We start from the raw sequence: 21,762 nt of genomic DNA on the forward strand, positions 1-21,762 counted from the left end.
GCAGAAGCGCCTGCGGCGTTTTGAATAAAAAATTGACTCTTTAACTTGCATTCACCCGTTGGCCAACCCCGTCGACTGCCTGAACACGAAATCCCCCGACAGCAGGATCCGCTCCTTGGGACTTTCCGGATGGTTGATGCGCCATAGCAGCGTCTCCACCGCCCGCTGGCCGAGCGCCTCCTTGTTGACGTTGACCGTGCTGAGCGTCGGCGTCGAGAGCGCGGCGTCTTCGATGTTGTCGAAGCCGGTGACGGAGACGTCCTCGGGCACACGGATGCCGTGCTTCATCAGCGCCGTGACGACGCACAGCGCGAGCGAGTCGTTCGCGCACACGAACGCGGTCGGCAGCGCCTCGCGCGCCTGCATGTCGCCTACGATTTCCGTGAGCGCTTCCGTATGCTCGGAGCGGTTCTCCCCCTCGAGCGAGATCAGTCCCGGCTCTTGCTCAAACGGAACTTCTTGCTCTTCGAGTAAGGAACGGTAGCCAAGCCAGCGGTCGTAGAAGCTGCGGGAGTATCGCGTGTTGCCGACGAACTGGAGCTTGCGGTGGCCGTTGCCGAGCAGGTAATTGGTCACGCGGCGCATGCACTCGTAGTTATTCATGAACAGCGCGTCCGACGGAATCAGCGGATCCTCATGGTCCACCATGACGAACGGGATCGACAAATTGCGAATCTCGAGCAGCAATTGGTTGCTGATGTGGCCGACGCAGACGATGCCGAGCACGCCGTCCGGATTGATAAGCTTGATAAAGTTGTCCGTAATATGCTCCGTGACGATCATCATGCCTAGCCGATGCTGCTCGAGTCCGGTCGTAATGCCGTCAATGATGCGTCCCCAGTAAAAGGAGTGGCGATTTTGCTCCCGTACGTTCGGGATGAGCACGATGATCGTTTCCCGCTGGGTCCTGCCCGCGGAATCGGCTCCTGCGCGGGAAGCCGTACTCTTGATCCGCTTGCCCGCAAAGTAGCCGAGCTGCGTTGCCGAGCTGATGATTTTCTCCCGGGTCTCCGCGCTCACGCCGGATTTGCCGGCCAACGCCTTGGATACGGCGAATTTGGAAACGCCTACATGATCGGCGATTTGCTGCATCGTTACTTTTTTAGACATCTATCGTACGACCCTTTCCGCCCATAAAAAATCCGAATGCGTTGATAACAAGATTAATTGTTATCATAACACATTCGGATCGTTAGCGTCATGGCCGGAAATCGTCTCTTACTTGACCGCGCCGTTCGTGACGCCTGCGAAAATGTAGCGCTGCAGGAACAAGTAAATCACGAGCGTCGGGATGAAGATGATGAGAATGCCCGCCGAGATGACGTTGATTTGCGCCGCGTTCGGACCGACGAACGAATAGATCGCGGTCGAGACGACCTGCAGCTTGCGGCTCGGCATGTACAGGTACGGCGTATAGAAGTCGTTGTAAATCGAGATCGTCTTCATGATGATCAGCGTGGCCGTCGCCGGCGCGAGCAGCGGGAAGATGATCGACCGGTAGATCTTGAACAGCGATGCGCCTTCGACCATCGCGCTCTCGTCGAGATCCTTCGGAATGTTGTTGACGAATTGCAGGTAAATGACAATTTGCAGGACATCCGCACCCAGGTACAACAGCATCGGCGCGTAAATCTCGTTGTAGGCGCCCAGGAACTTGATGACCTGGAACGTCGCGACCTGCGTCGTGATCATCGGAATGACCTGTGCGACGAGATACATGCCCATGATCGGCTTCTTCATCTTGAAGTCGAAGCGGCCAAGAGCGTAAGCGACCATCGTGCCGATCAGCACGTTGCCGGCCAGCGACACGACGAGGATGATGCCGATGTTTTTGAAGCCGAGGCCGAGACGTCCGACCTTGAACACCTTCTTGAAGTTGTCGAAGTTGAACCAGTCGTGCGGCAGCTGCAGTCCCGAGCTGTAGTACTCGGCTTGCGTCTTGAAGGCCGAGATGAACACCGAATAGATCGGGAAGAACACGATGAACAATGCGATCGCAATCGTTACGTAACGGAATATCGTCCAGGCTTTATTTTGGCGCTCCATCGCTTATTTCTCCTCCCTGAACAGCAGCTTGCGCTGCAGGATGATGAAGGCGATGACGATCAGCAGCAGGACGACGGCCATTGCGGACGCGAGTCCGGTTTGCTGGAACTTGAAGGCCATGTCGACCGTCTTCGAAACGAAGGTGTGCGTATCGTTGGCGCCGAGCATCATGATGTACGGAATATCGAACGCTTCGAGCGCGCCGGTCAGCGTCAGAATCAGCATCAGCTCAAGAACGCTGCGAATGCTCGGAAGCGTGATGAAGCGGAACGTCTGCCAGCCCGAGGCGCCGTCGATCTTGGCGGCTTCGTAGTTGTCGGCCGGAATCGACTGCAGCGCGCCGATGAAAATAACCATCGTCAGACCGAAGTATTTCCAGATCGAGATAAAGGCGAGCGAGAAGTTAACCAAGTGCGGATTGCCCAGCCATTGCTGCTGCCAGGAGCCCAGACCGATCGCTTCGAGAAAAATGTTCAGCGAGCCGTACTCGACGTGATATACGTTGCGGAACATGATGACGATGGCGACGCTGTGCAGGACGTACGGAATGAATAGCATCGAGCGGAAAATATTGCGTCCCCTGAGCCTGCTGGTCAGCACGACCGCGAAGTAAAGCGCGACGCACGTCTGGAGCAAGCCGCCTACGAAGTAGTAGGCATTGTTCTTAAAGACGCCGAAGATTTCCGGACGGGAGAAAATTTCCTTGTAGTTGTCGAATCCGACCCAATTCATATCCCAACCAAGGCCGCTCCAGTCCGTAAAGCTGTAGTAAAGCAACGACAGCGCCGGATAGTACGAAAAGGTCAACGACAAGAGGACCGGAATCGTGAGGAATCCGAAAAGAATGAGAATCCGCTGCGTTTTGTAACTCAGGTTAAACATAGACACCCCTGCTTTCGTCGTCGGTCAAGTCACCGTATGGAAATCGCTTACAATGATTATACCCGATTCAGTTATGCCTTTTAAGGTTCTACGTTTGTTTTCCTTGTCTTCAATTTGGATAACTACAACCTAACTCGCTCCCGATACTCCTTGGGGGTCAACCCGACCACTTTTTTGAAAACCTTGTTGAAGTATGCGGGGTCCCCGTATCCGACCATCTCGCCCACCTCGTACGTTTTGAGCGCGGGGTTGCGGATCAGATGCTCCTTGGCATGGGCGATGCGCACGGAAATGATGTAATCCGTGATCGTCTCGCCTGTCTCCGTCTTGAACAGCTTGCTCAGATAGCTGGGCGTCAAGTAGACGCGGTCCGCGAGCCGCTGCAGCTCGAGTTCTTCCGTAAAATGCTCCTGTACATAGGCCTTAACGGTTTCCACGACGCGATTTTCCTGTCTTGCTTCCTTAAGTATGTGAAGCAGAGCCGCTGCCGACTCCATAAACTCCGATGTAAATGTATGCCAGCTCACGAAACGCACCGGGGACAGCCGCAGCTGCTCGTCCTCGGTCTCGCCTGCCGGAAGCCGGGTCTGCCGGCCGCTCAGCTCGCCGCGCAGCAGGCCGAATACGGCGGACGCCGCTTCGCTGAGCGTCGGCCACGCCGGACGGAGCTTGCCCGCTTCCTCCAGCCAGGCCCGCAGCGCGTTTTCCGCCCGGGTCAGATCGAGCAGCTGCAGCGCGGGACGGAAATCTTTGTCCAGCAGACGCAGCAAGCCGGATACGTCTTCCGGCCGCTTCGCCAGATGCAGAAAATCGTTCATCGCCTTGATACCGTCTTCGTACCATACCTGCTGCATGGCGGCTTCCGCTTCCTGATAGGCGTCCCGCAGCTTGAGCGGCCCCTGGTGGACCGCACTCACGCCGATGCGCGCATGAACCGCATGCGGGATCCGCTGGAGCAGCGTCGAAGCGATGCCGCGGGCAGTATCGTCATGGTCGCCCTTTCCGATGGCCACGACGATGACCGATTGCCGCGGCTCCCACACGAAGCTGCGGTGCTCACGGTTCCAGGCTTCCATATAAAAGGCAAGCCGTTCGCCGGTAAGCTCCGGGTCCGTCCGCAGCAGGACGACCGCAAAGTGCTCCTTGAACAAGCCGATCTGCGACAGCTCGCGTCCCGCGCCTTCCGTCATATGGCTGGGCAGATGACGGACGTCGTTTCCGAGCAGCAGCCGGATATGCTCTTCGGCCGCGACGGCTTTGCGGTAGCTTTCCAGCTCGAGGTTGTTTTTGACGCGGCGGAGCAGCTCCTCGAGCTCGTCCTGGTCAACCGGCTTCAGCAGATAATCCTCTACGCCCTGCCGGATGGCGCCTCTCGCGAACTCGAAGTCGCTGAAGCCGCTGAGCACGGCGAATTTCACCTTAGGCCTGCGGCGCTGCACCTGCTCGATGAGCTGCAGGCCGTTCATTTGCGGCATTTTGATATCGGTGAAAATGAGGTCTACGTCGAGACTGCCCAGCTCGCCGAGCAGCTCCTGTCCCCCGGAATATATACCGACGATTTTGTATTCGTCGCCCGTCATTTCGATTAACTTGGCGAGTCCCTGCCTGATTTTTTCCTCGTCGTCGACGACTGCGATATTAACGATCATGTCGCTTCTCCCCCTTGTTGCGCTGCGGGCGCCGCCGGCAAGCGGACGGTCACGACCGTACCGTGGCCGAAGCGGCTGCGGATCGAGAGCCCGTAGGTTTCTCCGTATTTCAGCTTGATGCGTTCATTGACGTTTCTAAGGCCGATGCCGGTATTGTCGCCGTCCGGCGCCTGGAGCAGCGAGGCCTGCAGCTTGAGTAGCGTCTCTTCTTCCATACCCTCTCCGTCGTCCTCTACCTCGAACAGCAGATCCTTGCCCTCCTGCTTGCACAGGACGCGGATCCGCATTCCGCTGCGGGACTCGTGAAGCCCGTGATAGACCGCGTTTTCGACGATCGGCTGAAAAAGCAGCTTGATTACGCTGAGTCCTTCGGTCTCCCGCGCATCGGGCAGCTCCAGCTCGAAGCGGCTGCCGTACCGATAGTTCAGCAGCTGCACGTAAATGCCCAGATGCTCCCACTCCTTCGCGATCGGCACGCTCTCGAGCCCGCCATGGATACTGTAACGGAGCAGCTTGCCGAGCAACTGGGTCATCGTCGCCACTTCTTTGTTGTCGCTGAGCACGGCCGTCATGCGGATCGATTCGAGCGTATTATAGATGAAGTGCGGATTGATCTGATGCTGCAGCGACTGCAGCTCCGCTTCCTTTTTCCGTTCCTCGACCGCGTAAATGTCTTGAATCAGCGTCTTGATCCGGTCGATCATCCGGTTAAACGCGCTGCCGACCAGTCCCGCTTCGTCGCGACTGACGACGGGGAACGCCACGTCGAGATTGCCCGTCTGCACTTCCTTCATCATGCGGACGAGTCCCCGGAGCGGGCGCGTGATCGCGAACACCAGCACCAGCGAGATCAGCAGGGCGAACGCCATGATGGCAAGCGCCGCCGCGATCGTATACGTGCGGGTTCGCAGCGCGTCCGACATCAGCTCGTCCTCGGGAATCGTGATCAGCACCTTCCACCCCGTAACGGAGGACTCTTTAAAAATCGCCAGAACGCCTTTACCGTCGATTTTCGTGTGAAAGCTGCCTTGTTCGGTCAGCGGGCCGGGCATGAGCTCGCTGTTCTTCAGATTTTGCCCGATAAGCGACTTGTCGCTGTCGTACACGACGCTGCCGCTTTTGTCGACGACCAACGTCTTCCCGTGCGTAGACTTGTCCAAGTCCTTAATGATGTTGTCGATGACGCCGATGTTCGCGTCGATCGCGATCATCCCGATCGAATCGAACGTCCGCGGATCGATAATCTTGCGCACGACCGTGAATACGTAGCGGCTGCTCGTCGCCCTTCCCGCGACGTCCTGGGTGCTGACGAGCACAGGCGTGCCGTGCGCCTCCTCGGCGAGCTCCGTCCATCTGGGCAGCACGTCCTGCAGGTCGGAGCGGATGGCCGTATTTTTAATGGCAAAGTACGGATTGCCGTATACGTCGAACAAATACACGACATTCGTGCTGCTTTTAATATTGTTGATAAAATAAATGCTGCTGCCGATCTTGCGGTCGATGGCCAGCCGCGTGCGCTCCTGCTCCGTCAGCACGCCGCTGTCGCCCGTTTCTCCGCTCGAATGGCCGCCGTAGAAGCCGTTCGACATCTTGAGTCCTTCCATGATGTCGGCCTGGTAAGAAGGAATGATCGATATTTTTTTCATGTCTTCAATATAATCGTCCATCTTCCCCATCATCTGGTCGGACAATTGGGAGACGAACGTGACGGTATTGCTCTCGATCGAATTCGAATAACGCTGCGCTGCGACGTAGGTGAGCACCCCGATCGGCAGAATGATCAGGAACAGGAACACGATGATCAGCTTGCTCTCCATCCGTTCCGGCCACCATCTACGCGGGCGGGCGAGCCGCCGTTTCCCTTTTATCATGAGCTTCTCCTCGCAGAAGGCCACGCCTTACGAATATGACGCGCCATGTACGGTTATCGTTAGCGATACCCATTATACATAACAAAGGCTAACGAAGTAAGCGGATACGATCGGACGCGGGGAAATTTCCTCTTTGAACGGTGTTCCGGTAAGGTAGTCCCAACCAGGAACAAATGTTAACCTCGCCTCACCTGCTATGCGCAGGTAGCCCCAGCCAGGAACAAACAAGTACCTCGCCTAACCTGCTACGCGCACATAGGGCCAACGAGGAACAATTCCGCCCTTTACAACGGCTGCTCCGCTTAAAGAGTCCTGGCTAGAAACAAACGCTTCGGCGCATAAAACAAAGCCGCCTCCCGGCAGCCGCAAGCTGCTCAAAGAGACGGCATGTCCGATCTGCCGGGCATCCCGGATCGGATCAGTGCGTGTAAGCGGCCACGTTGTCCGTATCGATCGCCTGGTGCATCGCCGCGTTAAGGCCGCTCGCGACGATGTTGCCGAGGTCCTCGATGAAGTCGTCGATTTCCTTGGGCGTGACCAGCAGATCGTGGCCGATCGGCTGCAGCACCTCTTTGACCAGCTGAAGGCGTTCCTGGCCCGCCATCGTGCCGAAGACGCCGAACAGCGGATCGGTATCGGGCGTATGCTTCTTCATGTGAGCCAGCACCATGTCCATCGCGTCGTTAACGATCGTGGAGGCGTACAGCACCGTCGGCACGCCGATCGCCAGCACCGGCACCCCCAACGTCGCGCGGGTCAGTCCCTTGCGCTTGTTGCCGATGCCGGAGCCCGGGTGAATGCCCGTGTCCGCGATCTGAATCGTCGTATTGACGCGCTCGAGCGATCTCGCCGCCAGCGCGTCGATCGCGATGACGAGCTCCGGCTTGGCCTGCTGCACGGCCCCGAGCACGATATCGCTCGACTCGATGCCCGTCGTGCCGAGCACCCCCGGCGCAATCGCGCTGACGGAGCGGTAGCCCTCGCCGACCTGGCCGGGCATCAACTCGAAAAACTGGCGCGTCACCATCAGATTTTCGACGACGATCGGGCCGAGCGCATCCGGCGTGACCTTGCCGTTGCCGAGTCCGACGACCATGACGGACGTTTTCGGTCCGACGCCGATCCGGGCGAGAAACGCTTCGAATTCTCTGGCGAACGTCGTCGCGACGCGATTTTGAAGCTCCGTATCCCCGCGCCTCAGCTCCGGAACCTCCAACGTGACGTAATGCCCCTGCATTTTGCCGATCGCCTGCGCACCCTGCTCCGTCTGAATTTCCATCCGCGTGACGGTGATGCCGCCCTCGCGCGCGGTCTCGGTCCAGACGCCCGGGATGCTGCCGCCAGACTGGGACTCCGCCCTCTCCTTGGCCTCGAGCGCCAAGTCCGTTCTGACGTCGTACATGCTTAGATCAAGCTCGCTCAACGCATATTCGCTCCTCTCCGACTGCTGAACGGGGCACCCGCTATCCGCTCGCGTGCCGGCCGCGCATTCGCGCCTCATGGACGATGCCGCGACGGCTCCGCGATTGTCTTGCGTTTTGCCCCCTTGCATGATAGAATGTTACAAGTTGTGTGGAGAAATACTTGCAGTTTTTGCAGGAGGTGAAATCAATGCCGAACATCAAATCCGCGATCAAGCGTACCAAGACGAACGAGAAGCGCCGCCTTCGCAACGCTTCCCAGAAGTCCGCTCTTCGTACTGCCGTTAAGCAAGCGGACGTAGCCGTAGTGGGTACGGACGTCGAAGCAGCGAAGAATGCGCTTCAAGTGGCACAGAAGAAGCTGGACAAGGCAGTAACCAAGGGCCTCATCCACAAGAACGCGGCTTCCCGCAAGAAGTCCCGTCTCGCCAAGAAGTTGAACGCGCTGTCCGCGCAAGCGTAAGCCAGCGACTGAATCCATAATGGCGTTTAAAAGCCGTACCCTCCGGGGTACGGCTTTTTTGAACTTTGGATGACTTGCTCTTGGGTGGCTAGCTCTTGGACGCGATCTACTCTTGGACGCGATCTACTCTTGGACGCGATCTACTCTTGGATGCGGCTTGCACCTGGATGCAACTCGCATTTTTGGATCCGGTTCGCCTTAGACCCCCGGCGCCCGCTTCAGCTCTTCCGCTCAAGCACGCGAAATGACGCCGTAGCCATCGACGACAGCTTGCCGTCCACGGTGTACAGTCTCCCCTCCGCTGTCACCATCCGCCCCGACATATGCACGACGGTCGCGATCGCACGCACCTTGCCCGCCCGCGCCGGCGACGTAAAATGAATGTTCAGGCTCGACGTCACGACGTCCTCGTCCGGGCGCGCCGTCATCGCGGCCAGCCCCATCGCCGAGTCCAGCAGCGCCGTATGCACCCCGCCGTGCATCATGCCGATCAAATTCATATGCCGCTCCTCGACCTCCAGCTCGACGACGGTCTCGCGCGCGTCCCGCCGGATCAGCTCGCACCCCAGGTATCCCCAGAACGTGCGGCTGGCCCGCTCGGCCATCTCCTCATCGGACCCGGACGCCGGGTTCGTTCCTTCCATGACGCTTCCTCCCCCTCGGGCATGCCGCCAGAGCGACGCCCGGTGCCCTTATCGGTCGTTTGGACCGCGGCCGGCCGACTCCTCTTCGAGCAGCTTGCGCCGCAGCACCTTCCCCGCCATCGTTTTCGGCAGGCTGCTCCTGAACTCGTATACGCGCGGCACCTTATAGGCGGCAAGGCGCTCCTTGCACCACGCCTTGAGCTCCGATTCGGTCAGCTTCGCTCCGGGCTTCAGCACGGCGTACACCTTGACGGTCTCGCCGCGATACGGATCGGGTACGCCGAGCGCCGCCGCCTCCTCGATCGCGGGATGCTCGAACAGCACCTCCTCGATCTCCCGGGGAAATATATTGTAGCCGCCCGCGATGATCATATCCTTCATCCGGTCCATGATATAGAAAAAGCCTTCCTCGTCCATGCGCGCCATGTCGCCCGTGCGCAGCCAGCCGTCCCGGAGCGCACGCTCCGTCTCCTCAGGCCGGTTCCAATAGCCCTTCATAACCTGCGGCCCCTTGATCGCGAGCTCCCCCGTCGACCCGATCGGCAGATCCTCCCCGGTGGCGGGATGCACGATTTTCGCAAAAGTATCCGTAAAAGGCAGCCCTATCGATCCTTTTTTGCGGTATTCCCAAATGTTGTTCGCATGAGTTACCGGCGACGCCTCCGTCAGTCCATACCCTTCGATAAGCTTGCCGCCGGTGATCGCCTCGAAGCGCTCCTGTACCTCGTATGGCAGCGGCGCGGCGCCGCTGATGCAAATTTCGATCGATGACAGATCGTAGTCGCGGACCTTCGGATGGTTGATGAGCGCGATGTACATCGTCGGCGCGCCGGGGAACACCGTCGGCTTTTGCCTGTCGATGATGCGCAGAATGTCTTCGGCTTGGAACTTGGGCACGAGGATCAGCTCGCCGCCCAGCATGATCGCCTGATTCATGAGCACGGTCAAACCGAACACGTGGAAAAAAGGAAGGGCCGCCAAATAACGCTCCCGTCCGGGCACGCTCTTGTAAAACCACAGGCTCGTTTGAATCGTGTTGGCGACGAGATTGGCATGGGTCAGCATGACGCCTTTGGAGACGCCCGTCGTGCCGCCCGTGTATTGGAGAAGCGCCAGCTCGCGCTCCGCGTCCACTTCCGCGTGAAGCGGCAGCGGGGGCATATCGCGCAGCAGCCGGGCGTACCGATGGACGCGCGGCCCGTAGGAAACCTGGCGATCGAGCCCCTCCCTTCTCGCTTTGATCGGGTACAGCCAGCTTTTCGGAAGCGGAAGCCCGTCTTTAATGGATGTCACGATCATTTGCAAATCAGGCAGTTCTTCTGCGGCCTCCTTCACTCTTCGGAACAGCAGATCGAGCGTCAGAATGACGACGGCGCCCGAATCCTTGAGCTGATGCGCGATTTCCCGCTGAACGTACAGCGGGTTGGTCATGACCACGACGGCCCCGGCAAGCAGCGTCCCGAAATAGGCGACGACAAGCTGCGGACAATTCGGAAGCATGATCGCGACCCGCTCGCCGCGACCGACGCCCAGTCTCCCTAAGACGCCCGCGAACCGGTATGCGTCGTCCAGCAGCTGCGCGTAGGTTATTTTTTTGCCCATAAAGCTGAGCGCGGTGCGGTCGGGAAAACGTTCTGCGGAGGCGACGAGGAAGGCTGCCAGATTGTGCTGCGGATACGGGTAGGTCTTGGGCACTTCGCTAGGATAATGAACATACCAAGGCGCTTGTGACAAACCCATCACCTCACGGTCCGGAGTCTATCGCTGTCCTAGCTGATATAGCCTTCCTCCCGGATGACGGCCGCCGCGACCTGACGTTTGAGCCCGATCGTGTCCAGCGGGCTGCGGCGCGTCAGCTTCTTGAGCGCAGACAGCTGCGTGCGCAGCGAATCGCCGGAATCGACGGCCGCCAGCGTCTCTTTGGCGAGCGCCTCGATCTGTCCGAACGCGTCATGCACGAACGTGCGCGTCATGGCGATGGCGAGCGCCGCCCGCTCTTCACCCTGGCTCGCGTGCTGCTTTTTCGCGCGGAGGAGCGCGCTCTCCATCGCATAGAGCTGGATCAGGATGTCGGCCAGCGCCGCGAGCGCCTCCTGCTCCTCCTCCAGCCTTGGACCGAAGCGCTGAACGGCAGCCGCGCCTGCCATCAAAAATATTTTTTTGGCCATCGCCGTCAGATGCGTCTCTTCTTCGAGCGCGCCTTCGAACGTTCGCCCCGGCATCGGCTGCAGCAGCTCGGCCTGGAGCGCCTGCGCCTTTTGCAGCAGCGGCAGCTGCCCTTTGAGCGCCCGCTTGACGAGCGTACCCGGGATCAGCAGCCGGTTGATTTCGTTCGTGCCCTCGAAAATGCGGTTAATGCGCGAGTCGCGGTATATCCGCTCGATTTTGTACTCCTGGATGTAGCCGTAGCCGCCATGAATCTGGACGCCTTCGTCGGCCGCGAAATCCAGCGCTTCGGAGCCGAACACCTTGTTGATCGAGCATTCGATGGCGTATTCCGCGATCGCTTTGGCCGATTGAACGCCCGAATCCGACGAGGCAAGATCGATGTCCGACAATCCCGCATCGATAAGCCCGGCGGTACGGTAGATGACGCTCTCGAGGACGTAGGCGCGCGCGTTCATCTCGGCGAGCTTTTTCCCCACGAGCGGAAAAGCGGAGATCGGCTTGCCGAACTGAACGCGTTCGTTGGCGTACTTCGCGCTTAAGGCGATCGCCTCCTTGGCGCCCCCCAGGCAGCCGACGGCAAGCTTGAAGCGGCCGATATTCAAAATGTTGAAGGCGATCAGATGGCCCTTGCCGACCTCCCACAGCAGATTTTCGGCCGGCACCTTCACGTCCTCGAGCACGAGCGGCCGCGTCGAGCTCCCTTTGATGCCCATTTTTTTCTCTTCGGGTCCGACGCTCACGCCCGCCAGCGTCCGCTCGACGATAAAGGTGCTGAAGTGCTGGCCATCGACCTTCGCATAGACGATAAAGATGTCCGCGAAGCCCGCGTTCGTAATGAACTGCTTCGTGCCGTTGAGCACGTAATGGCTGCCGTCCTCGGACAGCCGGGCGGTCGTTCTGGCGCCCAGCGCGTCCGAGCCCGACGACGGCTCTGTCAGGCAGTAGGCCGCGATCCGCTGCCCGCTCGCAAGATCGGGCAGATATTTGCGCTTCTGCGCCTGCGAGCCGAAATAGACGATCGGCAGCGTGCCGATTCCGACATGCGCGCCGATCGACAGGGCAAAGGAAGCCGCGCGGGACAGCCGCTCGCTGATGAGCGCCGAGCTGATCTTGTCGAGCCCGAGGCCGCCGTATTCCTCGGGAACGTCCGCGCCGAGCAAACCGAGCTCCCCGGCCTGGCGCATGAGCTTGACGGTCAGCTCGTAATCGAGCTTCTCGAGCCGCTCGTCATGGGGCAGCACGTCGCGGTCGACGAACGCCTCCGTCGTCTCGGCGATCATGCGCTGCTCCTCGGTCAAGTCCTCGGGCGTTGCGACCGAGGCAAAGTCGGCGTCCGCGACGACAAAGCCGCCGCCCGCCGTTTTTTCGAACGTTTTTCCTGTCATTAGCGAGGAACCTCCCTTGAACGCTGATAACGCTTATGACGCTTATGACGCTTATGACGCTTAAAGACATAGATGGCGAGTCGCGGTTCGGCTTCCCGCTAAGCAGGATAAACTTCGAACGCGCCGGCAGCGCCCATCCCGCCGCCGATGCACATCGACACGATCCCGCGGCCGCCGCCGCGGCGGCGCAGCTCGTAGATGAGGCTAGCGCTGAGCTTGGCTCCCGTGCAGCCGAGCGGATGCCCGAGCGCGATCGCGCCGCCGTTAACGTTCACCTTGCCTTCGTCAAGCGCCAGCGCGCGGACGATGTGCAGGCATTGCGAAGCGAACGCCTCGTTGATCTCGTACAGATCGACGTCGGCCATCGACCAACCCGCCATGCGTACCGCCTTCGGAATGGCCTCGACAGGACCGACGCCCATCACGTCCGGGTCGACGCCGGCAAGCGCGAACGACCTGAACGCGGCGAGCGGCGCGAGCCCGAGCGCCTCCGCGCGCTCGCGGCTCATGACAAGCAAGGCTGCGGCGCCGTCGCTCATCTGGGAAGCGTTGCCCGCCGTGACCGTGCCGCCGGCCTTGAAGGCCGGCTTCAGCCTTGCGAGCCCCTCCGGCGTCGTATCCGGCCGGACGCCTTCGTCCGCCTCGAGCACAAGCCGCCGCTCCCACGGCTTGCCGTCCGCGCCGAAGCCGCGGACCGACGTCGCCACGGGCACCGTCTCTTCCCGGAAAGCGCCGGACGCCAGCGCCAGCGCAGCCTTGCGGTGGCTGTCCGCGGCGAAGCGGTCCTGGTCCTCGCGGGAAATGCCGAAGCGCTCGGCGACGTTCTCCGCCGTGTGGCCCATCGCGATATAAATATCCGGCCGCTCGTCGACGATCGCCGGATGCGGCGAGGGCCTGAATCCCGCCATCGGCACATGGCTCATGCTCTCGACGCCGCCCGCGACGATGACGTCCGCGCCGCCGGCGGCGATCCGCTCGGCCGCGAAGGCGATCGCCTGCAGCCCGGACGCGCAGAACCGGTTGACCGTAATCGCGGGCACAGCGGACGGAAAGCCCGCGTACAGCGACATGATGCGAGCGAAGTTGAGGCCCTGCTCGCCCTCCGGCATCGCGCAGCCGACGATGACATCCTCGACGTCGCGCTTGGCGACGCCCGGCGCCCGCGCAATGACGGCCTCCAGCACGGCCCTGCCCAGGTCCTCGGCGCGCGTATGGACGAAGCTTCCTTTTTTGGCGCGGCCGACGGGCGTGCGCACGGCCGATACGATGACTGCCTCTCTCATGAAATCTCGGCCTCCTTCGCTCGTTAATTGCGCAGCGCCTTGCCCTTGGCGAGCATGTGCTGCATCCGCTGCTGGGTCTTCGGCTCGCCGCACAGGCTGAGGAACGCCTCGCGTTCCAGATCCAGCATGTACTGCTCGGTCACGTACGTACCGGCCGGCACGTCGCCGCCCGCCAGCACGTGCGCGAGCTTGCTCGCGATGAGCAGATCGTGATCGCTGATGTGCCCGCTCGTATGCATGCCGCGCGCTCCCAGCTTCATAACCGCCTTGCCCTCAGCCCCCACGACGCGGATCCGCTGCGGCACCGGCGCGGGGATGCCCGTTTGCGCGAGCCGAAGCGCGCTTCTTTTCGCTTCGTAGATCAAGCGCTCCTGGCTCATGACGATCCGGTCGCCCGTCCGCAAGTAGCCGAGCTTTTTTGCATCGTGCGCGCTAGCTGACACTTTGGCCGTGCCGATGTTCAGGAACAGCCGGTTCACGTGCGGCTGCAGGTCGATCTCCGGATCCGGATTTTCTCCGCTGATCCGAAGCGTGAGCTCCTTGCATCCGCCGCCCGCCGGAATGAGGCCGACCCCGGCTTCGACCAGGCCGAAGTACGTCTCGGCCAGCATCGCGATCTCGTCCGCAGGCAGGCACACCTCCACGCCGCCGCCGAGCGCCATCCGATGCGGCGCCGCTACGACCGGCTTCTCGAAGCGCTTCAGCTTCGTCATCGTATCCTGGAACAGGCGGATGATCGCGTCCACTTCGTCCCATTCCTCGCCCTGCGCTTCCATCAGAAGCAGCATGAGGTTCGCGCCGACGCAGAAGTTCCGGCCTTCGTTCGCGATGACGAGCGCGTCGTAGTTGCGCCGGACTTCCTCGACGCTCTCTCCGATCATCGTCAGGATATCGCCGCCGATCGCATTGCTGCGCGAATGAAACTCCAGCACCGCCGCCCCGTCCCCGACGTCGATCAGGCTCGCGCCGGCGTTCGACCGCACGACGCGCCCTTGCTCCTTGAGCGCGCGCAGCGATATCGCCTCCGGCGGCTCGTCAATCTCCCGGTAGACGCCGCGGTAAGCATAAGTGGTACGTCCTTCCTCCCTGCGATAAAACGACGTATGTCCCGCCGCGATCCAGTCCTTCACCCAGACCGGCACGGCCGTGCCTTCCGCCTCCATTCGCGCCGCGGACCCCGCGAGCCCGATCGCGTCCCACAGCTCGAACGGCCCGAGTTCCCAATTGAAGCCCCACCGCATCGCCTTGTCGATGTCGTCGATCGAGCCTGCGATCTCGCCGACCTTTTCCGCAGAGTAAACAAGCGTCTGCTTCAAAATTTGCCAAGCCAACGCCGCGTACCGGTCCTTGCCGCCGAGCAGCGCCTTCGTCTTCTCCTTCGCGCCTCTGGCCGCCGCCGCAGCCGCAAGCGACGCCCCGGCCGGCCTGGACGCCGGCACGTACGTCATCGTGCCTGGATCGAGCGACAAAATCTCGCTGCCCGTCGCGTCTTTGACTTTTTTGTAAAACCCGGCGCCCGCCTTTTCGCCGATCCATCCCCGCGACGCTAGTTCCCGCAGCAGCCTCGGAGGCTCGAACGCCGCTTTTTCCGCCGGATCGTCCGTCTTCCCGTACACGTTGCCGGCTACGTGAAGGAACGTGTCGATGCCGACCAGGTCGAGCGTGCGGAGCGTCGCGCTCTTCGGACGGCCGATCGCCGGTCCCGTAACCGCATCCACTTCTTCTACGGTGAAGCCCCCGGCATCCATCGCGTGCAGCGTCGCGAGCAAGCCGTAGGTGCCGATCCGGTTGGCGACGAAGTTGGGCGTATCCTTGGCGACGACGACGCCTTTCCCGAGGACGCGCCCCGCGAATTCGGCCATCCCGCTTACGATCGCCGGATCGGTGCCGTCTCCGGGAACGAGCTCCAGCAGCTTCATATAGCGGGGCGGGTTGAAAAAGTGCGTGCCTAGAAAATGGGCTTTGAAGGGTTCGCTTCGCCCCTCCGCCATCTCCCGAATCGAGATGCCGGACGTGTTGGAGCTGACGATAAGCCCCGGGCGCCAATATTGCTCGATCCGCTCGAGCACCTCGCGCTTGACGGACAGCTTTTCGACGACGACCTCGATGACCCAGTCGACCTCGCGGATGCGATGCAGGTCGTCCTCGAGATTGCCGGGCTCGATCAAGCTTGCGAGGGCATCCTCGTAAAAAGGCGACGGATGGACGGACGGAAGCCGCGCCAGGGCGTCGGCCGCCAGCCGGCTGCGTACCGCGGGATCGGCGGGCGTCAACCCTTTGGCTGCTTCGCCCGGGGTGAGCGAGCCGGGTACGATGTCCAGCAGCAGGCTCGGTATGCCCGCGTTCGCCAGATGCGCGGCGATGCTCGCGCCCATGACGCCGGAGCCGAGGACCGCTGCTTTTCTGATCTTGAGTGCCATGCGACAATCCCTCCTTATTCGAGGTCGGTGATGCCAAACGATTCTCCATTCGCTTGACCTTCCCGGCGAACGGCCGCGGCGGCTCAAACAGTGCCGAACACCGCAAGCTCCAAAATTTCCGCGACGTCCCGCGCCTTGACCCGGTCGTCCGCTTCCTTCTGCTTCGTGCCGTCTTCAAGCATGGTCAGACAGTACGGGCACGCGCTCCCGATCATCGTCGGCCGCGTCTGCAGCGCCTGCTCCGTCCGCGCCACGTTTACCCGTTTGCCGGCGGTTTCCTCCATCCACATCAGGCCGCCCCCCGCGCCGCAGCACATCGCGTTTTCCCGCGTGCGGGCCATTTCCGCTAGCTCAAGTCCTGCGATCGCGCGCAAAATGTTCCGCGGCGCATCATACTCGCCGTTGTAGCGGCCGAGGTAGCAGGAGTCGTGATAGGCGATCCGCTCCTTGACCGGATGCGAGGGCACGAGCCTGCCTTCCTGCAGCAGCCGGTCGAGCAGCTGCGTATGGTGCAACACCTCCACGCCTTCCAGGCCGAACGCCGGGTATTCGTTTTTCAGCGTATTGAACGTGTGAGGGCAGGCCGTCACGATCCGGCGAACGCCGTATTTGCGAAACGTCGCGATGTTTTCCGCGCACAGTTGCTGGAAGAGCAGTTCGTTGCCCATCCGCCGCGGGGTGTCGCCCGAGTTTTTTTCCTCGTTGCCGAGAATCGCGAAGTCGACGCCGGCCTCGTGCAGCAGCCGGACGAAGGCGCGAGAGACTTTGCGGCTCCGGTTGTCGTACGCGCCCATCGAGCCGACGAAAAACAGCGTATCGAAGGCCGGATTGTCTTTGACCGTCGGAACCGCGATCCCGCCGATCTCCCCGGTCCATTTGACTCGGTCGCTGCGGCTCAGGCCCCACGGGTTGCCCTGGCGTTCGATGTTCTGCATCGCGCGCTGCGCCTCGTGCGGCACGCTCCCTTCCGTCAGGACGAGATAGCGCCTCAGATCGACGATCTTGTCGACATGCTCGTTGCCGACGGGGCATTGATCCTCGCAATTGCGGCAAGTGGTGCATGCCCAAATTTCCGATTCCGTCATCACGTCGCCGATAAGAGACAACGCCTCGGGCTTGCGGTCCGACCTGCTCCATCGCTCCCGCTGCCAGTCTATCGTCGGCCGGATGTCGGTCAGGACGCCGCCGGCTGCGGCTACCTGCCAATCGGGACCCTCCCGTTCGTCCGCCCCCACTGGCACGGACATGCTGTGAGCGCTTCCATTTACAAACGCGAAGGCCGGCACCCAAGGCGACTTACTCGTGATCGCGGCCCCCTTTTCCGTGAGATGGTCCCGCAGCTTCGTGATCAGGTGCATCGGAGACAGCGCCTTGCCCGTGCCGGAGGCCGGACACACGTTCGTGCATCTGCCGCACTCCACGCATGCGTAAAAATCGAGCATTTGCCCCATGCGAAAATCTTCGATTTTGCCGACGCCGAACGTCTCAGCCGTCTCGTCCTCCAGATCGAGCCCGCTCAGCTTGCCGACGGGCTCCGCCCGGCCTACGAACAGGTTGATCGGCGCGGTGATCAGATGGAAGTGCTTCGACTGCGGCACGTAAACGAGAAATGTCAGAAGTACGATCAAATGCGCCCACCAGCTGACGAAAAAAGCAGCTTGGGCGGTGGACTGCGACAGGCCGGACGCGGCGCTTGCGATCAGCGAGGATACCGGCGCATAAGCGGATGCGTCCAGTCCTTCCGAGGCGCGGTGGAAGCCGAGCGACAGCAGCACCGTCAGCATCAAGGCGCATATCAACAGCAGCACGATCGCGGGCTTCCAGCCCCGCTTGAGCCGCGCCAGCTTCTCGCCGTACCGTCGGAATGCCGCGTATCCGGCCGCCGCGAGGACGAGGAGCGCGGTAATCTCCTGCGTCAGCCCGAAGACGCCGTGCCCCGGAATCGGAAGCGGTTCGCCGCCGGACAGCCCGGTATAGATCAGGTCGAGCGCGCCGAATTGAAGCACGATAAAGCCGTAGAAAACGACCAGATGCATGGCGCCGCTGCGACGGTCCTTCAACAGCTTCGTATGTCCGAGCGCCTGGGCCAGCACCTCGCGGATACGGTTCCGCCAGTCCGGCGGCTTGCCTGAAGACTTGCCCAGCTTGATGTACGCGTAGCGGCTGTAGACCGCCTGGTAAAACAAAGAAAGGGCGTAACCCGTAACGAGCAGAAACAGCGCGTAGTGCAGCCAGGACAGCAGCATGAGCACCCTCCCTTCTATGGATTCTATGAGGCCGGCATGCGCTTGATCGCTTTGCGGCGGCAGAGAACCCAGGTCATTTTTCGCCGGCTCTTAAATATAGATCTAGAAATGAATGAGTATTCATTTCATTTGACGGTGCCCGGTACCTGGTACCGGGTCGGGAGGCGGTCGCATGCCGATCGGCAGGCTGCATCGATTCGAAGGAATTCTGGACGCGGCCGTGAAGGTGTTCGCCGAGCACGGATATCACGGCTCGCAAATATCGAAAATCGCGAAGGAAGCCGGCGTCGCGGACGGTACGATCTATTTATATTTCAAAAACAAGGAGGATATCCTCGTTTCGTTGTTCCGGGAGCGGCTCGGCGGCCTGATCGGCAAGTTCGAGGCTTCGGCGCGCGATTCCAAGACCGCCGAGGAAGCGCTGCGCACGATTTGCGCGCTTCATTATGCGGAGCTTGAACGCCATCCCCTGCTCGCCCATGTCACGCAGATCGAGCTGCGGCAGAGCGCGATCGAACTGCGCAAAGAGATCGGCAAGACGCTGAAGCCCTATCTCCGACTCATCGAAAACGTGCTCCTCGAAGGCATGGCAACCGGGGCGTTCAGGGCGGAACTCGACGTGAAGCTGTCGCGCCAGCTGATCTTCGGGGCGATGGACGAGGCGGTGTCGTCCTGGCTGCTCTCGGATCGCAAGTACTCGCTGTCGGCACAGGTCGAAGGCACGGTCGATTTTTTTCTGCGCGCTTTGAGGGCATGATCGATTTTAGCCGCGCTGCTTTTTGATTTTGCCCGGACCAGCTTTGTTTTCACATTCATTCCCTTTTCGAGAGGAGCCTGTCCCATGAATATTGCGGTGCTGCTGAAGCAAACGTTCGATACCGAGGAAAAAATCGTCTTGCGCGACGGTAAAGTATCCGAGGAGGGCGTTAAGTTCGTCGTCAATCCGTACGACGAATATGCGATCGAGGAAGCGATCCGGCTCAAAGAGACGCATGGCGGACAGGTGACCGCGCTCTCGCTCGGGCCGGCGAGAGCCGCCGAAGCGCTGCGCACCGCGCTCGCGATGGGCGCGGACGAGGCGGTCTGGATCGACGACGCCGGGATTCCGCTGGACGAATTCGCCGCCGCCGAGGCCATCGCCGCCGCACTGCGGCAGCAAGCCTACGATCTTGTGCTTGGCGGCAGCTTCTCCGTCGACACCGGCGGCGCGCAGGTCGCCGTGCGCGTGGCGGCCGCCCTCGGCCTCCCGTATGTGACCTCGATTACGAAGCTGTCGGTGGATGGCGCAATAGCTAGCGTCGAACGCGACGCGGAGGGCGACCTCGAGAGGATCGACGTGACCCTGCCCGCGCTGTTCACTGCGCAGCAGGGATTGAATGAGCCTCGCTATCCTTCGCTGCCGGGCATTATGAAAGCCAAGAAAAAGCCCTTCAAATCGCTGACCGCGGAAGACTTGGGCTTAGACGGCGGCCAGGATGCCGCAAGAACCGTGCGCGTCTCCTTGTCGCTGCCTCAGAGCCGGCAAGCCGGACAGATCCTGCAGGGGTCGCTGCAGGATCAGACGGCCGCGCTCGTCGGCTTGCTGCGCGAAGGGTCCAGCACGATCTGACGCCGGCGCCGCTTCATTGCTTCCATTAGAGGAGGAATGCGTTGATGAGCAAAACGTATTTGATCGTGGCGGAGCACCGGGACGGCAAGCTTCGGCGGGTATCGCTGGAAGCGCTTCGGGCGGCGACGGATTGCGCGGACGCGGGTGACGAGATTCACGCCGCGCTGCTTGGCGAAGGCTTGGACAGCCTGGCCGCCGAGCTGGCAGGCTATGCGCTTGCGCAGGTGCATGCGATTGAGAGCGAGGAATTGCGGCATTATAATCCCGAGGCCTATGTGCGCGCGCTGATGCCCCTGCTCGAATCCCTCCGGCCTGCCGGCCTGTTCCTCGGCCATACCGCGATCGGTCGCGACCTGGCTCCCGCTCTGGCGGCCAGACTATCCGCGGGGCAAATCTCGGACGTAACGGCGATCGAGCGGGACGGCGGAAATATCGTATTCGTTCGTCCCCTTTACGCGGGCAAGGCGATCGAGCGCAAAGTATTTACCGCTTATCCGCAGGTGGTGACGGTGCGGGCCAGCAATATACCTGCGGCCGAGCCGCGCGCGGACGGCGGTTCCGCGGATATCGCCAAGCGGGCAGAGGCGCCTGCGGCAGACCTGCGTACCGTCGTCAGGGAAGTCGTCCGCAAGACCGCGGGTAAAATCGATCTGGCGGAGGCCAGAATCGTCGTCTCGGGCGGGCGCGGCGTGAAAAGCGCAGAAGGCTTCCGGCCGCTCGAGGAGCTGGCCGGGCTGCTCGGAGGCGCCGTAGGCGCGTCGCGGGGCGCCTGCGATGCGGGCTATTGCGACTATGGCTTGCAAATCGGCCAGACGGGGAAGGTCGTCACGCCCGAGATCTACATCGCTTGCGGCATCAGCGGCGCGATCCAGCATCTCGCCGGCATGAGCGGCTCGCGGATCATCGTCGCGATCAACAAAGATCCCGAAGCGCCGATCTTTCAGATCGCGGATTTCGGCATCGTCGGCGATCTGTTCGAGGTCGTGCCGCTGCTCACGCAGGCGTTTCGACAGGCGCTCGCCTAAGATAAACCAGCTAAGACTTGTTAAGTCTGCATGTCTTGGCTGGACTTCGGCTAACTGAATACTTTGTGTGCCTGCCAAATACCCTCCATTGCAGTGGAGGGTATTTGTTATATAAGGTTTGGCCGATATCCGCAACTGGAGGCGCGCGGAACGCCTATCAATGGCTCGTCGACAGCCGTTTTCCGACGGTTCGACGGTTCGACGGTTCGACGGTTGGACGATTCGACGGTTCGACGGTTCGACGGTTCGACGGTTCGACGGTTCGACGGTTGGACGATTCGACGGTTCGACGGTTCGACGGTTCGACGGTTCGACGGTTCGACGGTTCGACGGGCCAGCGTATCGCCGCCGGCGTCGTATCATTCTCGTTCTTTCGCCTCAATGCCTGCAAATATACATCTTTTTGGGCCGACTTCGATCCTTTTGCACCGTAAAGATGCAAAAACGCAGGAATTTACCTTCGTCGGCCGGATTTTCGGCTTGCGCATTGCATTTACCTGCATATTTGGTTACTACTTAGGCCCCCCCCTCGGCGGGGGGATTTTTTGTTTTTTTCTAACCTAGAAGGGATTTAAGCATACCCATCGAGAATTAGTAGTTAAACCCAAACGAGGATTGTGAAGAGATGGAATTTAGCAAGGAACAAGTA

Annotated in this window: 17 protein-coding genes; 5 read left to right on the forward strand and 12 right to left on the reverse strand. The window is 61.0% G+C overall.

Features of this window, described 5'->3' with window-relative positions; genetic code table 11:
- Window positions 1-51: 51 nt before the first annotated feature.
- The 6 genes from ACFOTD_RS26630 to gpr all read right to left on the reverse strand — a co-directional run bounded on the left by ACFOTD_RS26630 (window position 52) and on the right by gpr (window position 7,850).
- The gene (locus tag ACFOTD_RS26630; RefSeq protein WP_378122985.1) at window positions 52-1,110 is read right to left on the reverse strand and encodes a LacI family DNA-binding transcriptional regulator; all 1,059 of its coding nucleotides are present in this window, start codon (window positions 1,108-1,110) and stop codon (window positions 52-54) included.
- Window positions 1,111-1,218: 108 nt separating this feature from the next.
- On the reverse strand, window positions 1,219-2,046 hold the full coding sequence (locus ACFOTD_RS26635; protein WP_378122986.1) for a carbohydrate ABC transporter permease: 828 nt from the start codon (window positions 2,044-2,046) through the stop codon (window positions 1,219-1,221).
- A gap of 3 nt (window positions 2,047-2,049) precedes the next feature.
- Window positions 2,050-2,928 (reverse strand): carbohydrate ABC transporter permease, encoded by an 879-nt coding sequence (locus tag ACFOTD_RS26640; protein WP_378122987.1) that lies wholly within the window; start codon window positions 2,926-2,928, stop codon window positions 2,050-2,052.
- Window positions 2,929-3,050: 122 nt separating this feature from the next.
- Window positions 3,051-4,577: a response regulator gene (locus tag ACFOTD_RS26645; protein ID WP_378122988.1), complete on the reverse strand. Its 1,527-nt coding sequence runs from the start codon at window positions 4,575-4,577 to the stop codon at window positions 3,051-3,053.
- Entirely contained in the window at window positions 4,574-6,448 is a 1,875-nt protein-coding gene (locus ACFOTD_RS26650) for a cache domain-containing sensor histidine kinase (protein ID WP_378122989.1), read from the reverse strand. The genes ACFOTD_RS26645 and ACFOTD_RS26650 overlap by 4 nt, the downstream gene beginning before the upstream one ends.
- A gap of 418 nt (window positions 6,449-6,866) precedes the next feature.
- On the reverse strand, window positions 6,867-7,850 hold the full coding sequence (gene gpr, locus ACFOTD_RS26655) for a GPR endopeptidase (protein ID WP_378123001.1): 984 nt from the start codon (window positions 7,848-7,850) through the stop codon (window positions 6,867-6,869).
- A gap of 209 nt (window positions 7,851-8,059) precedes the next feature.
- Between gpr and rpsT the strand changes: the two genes are divergently transcribed.
- Window positions 8,060-8,332, forward strand: a complete 273-nt coding sequence (gene rpsT, locus ACFOTD_RS26660; RefSeq protein WP_090114936.1) for a 30S ribosomal protein S20 — start codon at window positions 8,060-8,062, stop codon at window positions 8,330-8,332.
- Window positions 8,333-8,550: 218 nt separating this feature from the next.
- On the opposite strand, the gene ACFOTD_RS26665 is transcribed toward rpsT, so the two are convergent.
- The 6 genes from ACFOTD_RS26665 to ACFOTD_RS26690 form a co-directional block, all read right to left on the reverse strand.
- Complete coding sequence (locus ACFOTD_RS26665; protein WP_378122990.1) at window positions 8,551-8,976, reverse strand: PaaI family thioesterase; 426 nt, start codon at window positions 8,974-8,976, stop codon at window positions 8,551-8,553.
- 48 nt (window positions 8,977-9,024) lie between these two features.
- Window positions 9,025-10,716, reverse strand: a complete 1,692-nt coding sequence (locus ACFOTD_RS26670; RefSeq protein WP_378122991.1) for a long-chain-fatty-acid--CoA ligase — start codon at window positions 10,714-10,716, stop codon at window positions 9,025-9,027.
- Window positions 10,717-10,745: 29 nt separating this feature from the next.
- Window positions 10,746-12,530, reverse strand: a complete 1,785-nt coding sequence (locus ACFOTD_RS26675; protein WP_378122992.1) for an acyl-CoA dehydrogenase family protein — start codon at window positions 12,528-12,530, stop codon at window positions 10,746-10,748.
- Between the two features lie 98 nt (window positions 12,531-12,628).
- Window positions 12,629-13,813 (reverse strand): acetyl-CoA C-acyltransferase, encoded by a 1,185-nt coding sequence (locus ACFOTD_RS26680; protein WP_378122993.1) that lies wholly within the window; start codon window positions 13,811-13,813, stop codon window positions 12,629-12,631.
- A 23-nt stretch (window positions 13,814-13,836) separates the two neighbouring features.
- The gene (locus ACFOTD_RS26685) at window positions 13,837-16,233 is read right to left on the reverse strand and encodes a 3-hydroxyacyl-CoA dehydrogenase/enoyl-CoA hydratase family protein (RefSeq protein ID WP_378122994.1); all 2,397 of its coding nucleotides are present in this window, start codon (window positions 16,231-16,233) and stop codon (window positions 13,837-13,839) included.
- Window positions 16,234-16,316: 83 nt separating this feature from the next.
- The gene (locus ACFOTD_RS26690; RefSeq protein ID WP_378122995.1) at window positions 16,317-18,479 is read right to left on the reverse strand and encodes a heterodisulfide reductase-related iron-sulfur binding cluster; all 2,163 of its coding nucleotides are present in this window, start codon (window positions 18,477-18,479) and stop codon (window positions 16,317-16,319) included.
- 172 nt (window positions 18,480-18,651) lie between these two features.
- Between ACFOTD_RS26690 and ACFOTD_RS26695 the strand changes: the two genes are divergently transcribed.
- The 4 genes from ACFOTD_RS26695 to ACFOTD_RS26710 all read left to right on the forward strand — a co-directional run bounded on the left by ACFOTD_RS26695 (window position 18,652) and on the right by ACFOTD_RS26710 (window position 21,547).
- Window positions 18,652-19,236, forward strand: coding sequence for a fatty acid metabolism transcriptional regulator FadR (locus ACFOTD_RS26695; protein WP_378122996.1), 585 nt, complete (start codon window positions 18,652-18,654; stop codon window positions 19,234-19,236).
- Window positions 19,237-19,320: 84 nt separating this feature from the next.
- Window positions 19,321-20,088, forward strand: coding sequence for an electron transfer flavoprotein subunit beta/FixA family protein (locus ACFOTD_RS26700; protein WP_378122997.1), 768 nt, complete (start codon window positions 19,321-19,323; stop codon window positions 20,086-20,088).
- A gap of 44 nt (window positions 20,089-20,132) precedes the next feature.
- Window positions 20,133-21,113, forward strand: a complete 981-nt coding sequence (locus ACFOTD_RS26705; protein WP_378122998.1) for an electron transfer flavoprotein subunit alpha/FixB family protein — start codon at window positions 20,133-20,135, stop codon at window positions 21,111-21,113.
- Window positions 21,114-21,217: 104 nt separating this feature from the next.
- Window positions 21,218-21,547 carry a hypothetical protein gene (locus ACFOTD_RS26710; RefSeq protein WP_378122999.1) on the forward strand — a complete coding sequence of 110 codons (330 nt, stop codon included), beginning with the start codon at window positions 21,218-21,220 and terminating at the stop codon, window positions 21,545-21,547.
- Window positions 21,548-21,762 lie beyond the last annotated feature (215 nt).

The sequence above is a fragment of the Cohnella sp. GCM10012308 genome (assembly GCF_042649185.1).
Lineage (GTDB): Bacteria > Bacillota > Bacilli > Paenibacillales > Paenibacillaceae > Cohnella.

Coding starts and splice junctions, on each gene's coding strand:
- ACFOTD_RS26685 (WP_378122994.1), bottom strand. CDS start 16,233: ATGGCACTCAAGATCAGAAAAGCAGCGGTCCTCGGCTCCGGCGTCATG.
- ACFOTD_RS26635 (WP_378122986.1), bottom strand. CDS start 2,046: ATGGAGCGCCAAAATAAAGCCTGGACGATATTCCGTTACGTAACGATT.
- ACFOTD_RS26675 (WP_378122992.1), bottom strand. CDS start 12,530: ATGACAGGAAAAACGTTCGAAAAAACGGCGGGCGGCGGCTTTGTCGTC.
- ACFOTD_RS26645 (WP_378122988.1), bottom strand. CDS start 4,577: ATGATCGTTAATATCGCAGTCGTCGACGACGAGGAAAAAATCAGGCAG.
- ACFOTD_RS26670 (WP_378122991.1), bottom strand. CDS start 10,716: ATGGGTTTGTCACAAGCGCCTTGGTATGTTCATTATCCTAGCGAAGTG.
- gpr (WP_378123001.1), bottom strand. CDS start 7,850: ATGTACGACGTCAGAACGGACTTGGCGCTCGAGGCCAAGGAGAGGGCG.
- ACFOTD_RS26705 (WP_378122998.1), top strand. CDS start 20,133: ATGAGCAAAACGTATTTGATCGTGGCGGAGCACCGGGACGGCAAGCTT.
- ACFOTD_RS26630 (WP_378122985.1), bottom strand. CDS start 1,110: ATGTCTAAAAAAGTAACGATGCAGCAAATCGCCGATCATGTAGGCGTT.
- rpsT (WP_090114936.1), top strand. CDS start 8,060: ATGCCGAACATCAAATCCGCGATCAAGCGTACCAAGACGAACGAGAAG.
- ACFOTD_RS26650 (WP_378122989.1), bottom strand. CDS start 6,448: ATGATAAAAGGGAAACGGCGGCTCGCCCGCCCGCGTAGATGGTGGCCG.
- ACFOTD_RS26665 (WP_378122990.1), bottom strand. CDS start 8,976: ATGGAAGGAACGAACCCGGCGTCCGGGTCCGATGAGGAGATGGCCGAG.
- ACFOTD_RS26695 (WP_378122996.1), top strand. CDS start 18,652: ATGCCGATCGGCAGGCTGCATCGATTCGAAGGAATTCTGGACGCGGCC.
- ACFOTD_RS26700 (WP_378122997.1), top strand. CDS start 19,321: ATGAATATTGCGGTGCTGCTGAAGCAAACGTTCGATACCGAGGAAAAA.
- ACFOTD_RS26690 (WP_378122995.1), bottom strand. CDS start 18,479: ATGCTGCTGTCCTGGCTGCACTACGCGCTGTTTCTGCTCGTTACGGGT.
- ACFOTD_RS26680 (WP_378122993.1), bottom strand. CDS start 13,813: ATGAGAGAGGCAGTCATCGTATCGGCCGTGCGCACGCCCGTCGGCCGC.
- ACFOTD_RS26640 (WP_378122987.1), bottom strand. CDS start 2,928: ATGTTTAACCTGAGTTACAAAACGCAGCGGATTCTCATTCTTTTCGGA.